The organism is Ramlibacter sp. (assembly GCF_028292805.1).
In the GTDB taxonomy this organism is placed as follows: domain Bacteria; phylum Pseudomonadota; class Gammaproteobacteria; order Burkholderiales; family Burkholderiaceae_C; genus Ramlibacter.
The window spans coordinates 1-3,118 of record NZ_JAQGLS010000310.1; the positions used below are offsets into that span (position 1 = coordinate 1).

Here is a 3,118-nt window from a genome sequence, read left to right on the forward strand (position 1 = left end):
TGTTCTACTGGTTCGGCATCGTCGCCCGCGGCCAGTCGGCCACCATGCAGGCGATCGGCTCGCGCATGGCCTGGGTGGCGGTGGGCATGGCGCTGATCGGCACGCTGGTGCGCTGGTACGAAAGCTACCTGCTGGGTCCGGACATCGGCCACATTCCGGTGAGCAACCTGTACGAGGTCTTCGTCATGTTCTGCTGGATGACCACGGCGTTCTACCTGTACTTCGAGCAGCAGTACGGCACCAAGGCGCTGGGCGCCTTCGTGATGCTGGTGGTCAGCGCCGCGGTCGGTTTCCTGCTCTGGTACACGCTGGAGCGCCAGGCCCACGAAATCCAGCCGCTTGTGCCGGCCCTCAAGAGCTGGTGGATGAAGCTGCACGTGCCGGCCAACTTTGTCGGCTACGGCACCTTCGCGCTGTCGGCGATGGTGGCCTTCGCCTACCTGATCAAGCAGCAGGCCGGTGAAACCCGCTGGTACAAGCTGGCCCCGCTGTGGCTGCTGGGCGTGGTGCTGTGCTTCGAGCCGGTGGTGTTTCGCAAGACGGTGGAAGGCGCCAGCAGCTACTGGCTGGTGTACTTCGGCGTCGCCGCGCTGATCGTCGGGGCGATTTTGTGGGGCCGGCGCCGCATCGCCGAGAACCTGCCGTCGCTGGAAGTGCTGGACGATGTGATGTACAAGTCCATCGCCGTCGGTTTCGCCTTCTTCACGATCGCCACCGTGCTCGGTGCGCTGTGGGCTGCGGAAGCGTGGGGCGGCTACTGGAGCTGGGACCCGAAGGAGACCTGGGCGCTGATCGTCTGGCTGAATTACGCCGCCTGGCTGCACATGCGCCTGATGAAGGGCCTGCGCGGCACCGTCTCGGCCTGGTGGGCGCTGGTGGGGCTGGCGGTGACGACCTTCGCCTTCCTGGGCGTGAACATGTTCCTGTCGGGGCTGCACAGCTACGGCGAACTCTGAATCCGCGCGGGCCGCGCCTGCGTACCGGTTATCTGCAAGGAGCAAGCATGCTGATCAAGACGGACCGCGACGGATTCACCCACCCCATCACCGGCGAGGTCACGCCGCGGGCCGTGTACCAGGACCGGCGTCAGCTGCTCAAGTGGATGGCCAGCGGCGCCGCCGGCGCCGCGCTCGCCTCCTGGGCCGGCCGTGAAGCCCTCGCCCAGCAGGTGCAGCGCGCCGGCAAGCTGGCGCCCCTGAACGCGGTGCGTTCTGCCGTGCCTGGCGCGGTGACCATGGAGAAGGTCACCGACTACAAGGACGCCACCACCTACAACAACTTCTACGAGTTCGGCACCGACAAGGACGAGCCGGCCAAGAACGCGCGCACGCTCAAGACGACGGCGTGGACGGTGGAGGTCGAAGGCCTGGTCAAGAAGCCGGGCAAGTACGCGCTGGAAGATCTGCTCAAGCTGGCGCCGCAGGAAGAGCGGATCTACCGCCTGCGCTGCGTCGAAGGCTGGTCGATGGTGGTGCCGTGGGTGGGCTACTCCGTCTCGCACCTGGTCAACAAGGTCGAGCCGCTGGGCAATGCGAAATTCGTCGAGTTCATCACCCAGGCCGACCCCAAGACCATGCCCTTCGTCGGATCGCGCGTGCTGGATTGGCCGTACGTCGAAGGCTTGCGCATGGACGAGGCCATGCATCCGCTGGCGCTGCTGTCGTTCGGCATGTACGGCGAGGTGCTGCCGAACCAGAACGGCGCCCCGGTGCGGCTGGTGGTGCCCTGGAAGTACGGCTTCAAGAGCGGCAAGAGCATCGTCAAGATCCGCTTTTCCGAGCAGATGCCCAAGACCGCGTGGAACAAGGCCGCCGCCAACGAGTACGGTTTCTATTCGAACGTGAACCCTCATGTGGACCATCCGCGCTGGAGCCAGGCCACCGAGCGCCGCATCGGCGAGGACGGCCTGTTCGCAAAAAAACGCAAGACGCTGATGTTCAACGGGTATGAAGCGCAGGTCGGCCAGTTGTATGCCGGCATGGACCTGAAGAAGAACTACTGATGACCGCGGCGCGCGCGCTGCTGCACCCGGCGGCCAAGCCGGTGCTGTTCGCGGCCTGCCTGCTGCCCCTCGCCTGGCTGGTCTACGGCATCTTCGCCGACCGCCTCGGCGCCAATCCCGCGGAGTACCTGATCCGAGCGGCCGGCGACTGGACGCTGCGCTTGCTTTGCCTGACGCTGGCCGTCACGCCACTGCGTGTGATGTTCGGGGTGCCGCCGCTGGCGCGCTTTCGGCGGATGCTGGGCCTGTTCACGTATTTCTACGTCGTGCTGCACCTGGTCTGCTACAGCTGGTTCGACATGGGCCTGGACGTCGCCGAGATCGCCAGGGACATCGCCAAGCGGCCGTTCATCCTGGTGGGCTTCAGCGCCTTCCTGCTGCTCACGCCGCTGGCGGTGACGTCGTTCAACCGCGCCATCCGCGCGCTGGGCGCGAAGCGCTGGCAGGCGCTGCACAAGCTGGTGTACGTCGTCGCCTGCCTGGCGATCCTGCATTTCTTCTGGATGCGTTCGGGCAAGAACGACTTCGCCGAAGTGGCGGTGTACGCGGCGATCCTGGCCGCGTTGCTGGGGTGGCGGGTGCGGGAGTGGTTGTTGCGCAAGCGCGCTTCTCGTTCAGGACCTCAGCGCGCGTAGGCTGGGGCGCCGGTAGGCGCCGAAGGTAAGCGCAGCGCATCCCAGCTTGATCGTGGCGCCAGGGCGGCAAACCCGCGTGCGGGTGGGCTGCGGCGCGCGACAGGGCGTCCGGCGCCCAAGGGCGCCGGAAAACCTGCGCTGTCCGGGCTCGCGGCCCCCGCGGCGGAACTCGCCGCGGTTTGCTCGCGCGCGAGCAAACACTCCGCTCCAGCACCCTCCGCAAGCAAGCATGAGGACGGACGCGGCTCTCGAATCACTTCGCTCACGTAGCCCGCTGGGCCGCGAGCCCGGACAGCGCCGGCGCTCATGTCTGATTGCGCGCCGCAGCCCACCCGCACGCGGGCTTGCAGGGCAGGCTAGCTGTGCCTTGTCATCGCGGCTCGGGCGGGGTCCATGCTGCCTTCGATTAGCCGCTGTCTGGATCTCCTCCTCTTCTCTCCTCCTGTCTTGTCTCTTTGCGGGTCAAGCCCGCAATGACAGG

At 66.5% G+C, this 3,118-nt stretch carries 3 protein-coding genes; all 3 read left to right on the forward strand.

Going from position 1 to position 3,118, the window contains the following annotated elements:
* A partial coding sequence (ccsB, locus tag JWP65_RS18975) for a c-type cytochrome biogenesis protein CcsB (protein WP_299766580.1) occupies window positions 1-956 on the forward strand: 956 nt, incomplete at its 5' end.
* 47 nt (window positions 957-1,003) lie between these two features.
* Entirely contained in the window at window positions 1,004-2,002 is a 999-nt protein-coding gene (msrP, locus tag JWP65_RS18980; protein ID WP_299766582.1) for a protein-methionine-sulfoxide reductase catalytic subunit MsrP, read from the forward strand.
* The gene (locus JWP65_RS18985; protein WP_299766584.1) at window positions 2,002-2,637 is read left to right on the forward strand and encodes a sulfite oxidase heme-binding subunit YedZ; all 636 of its coding nucleotides are present in this window, start codon (window positions 2,002-2,004) and stop codon (window positions 2,635-2,637) included. The genes msrP and JWP65_RS18985 overlap by 1 nt, the downstream gene beginning before the upstream one ends.
* The last annotated feature ends 481 nt before the right edge of the window (window positions 2,638-3,118 follow it).

Excerpts from the sequence above, each read along its gene's own strand:
- msrP (WP_299766582.1), top strand. The coding sequence starts at position 1,004 with ATGCTGATCAAGACGGACCGCGACGGATTCACCCACCCCATCACCGGC.
- JWP65_RS18985 (WP_299766584.1), top strand. The coding sequence starts at position 2,002 with ATGACCGCGGCGCGCGCGCTGCTGCACCCGGCGGCCAAGCCGGTGCTG.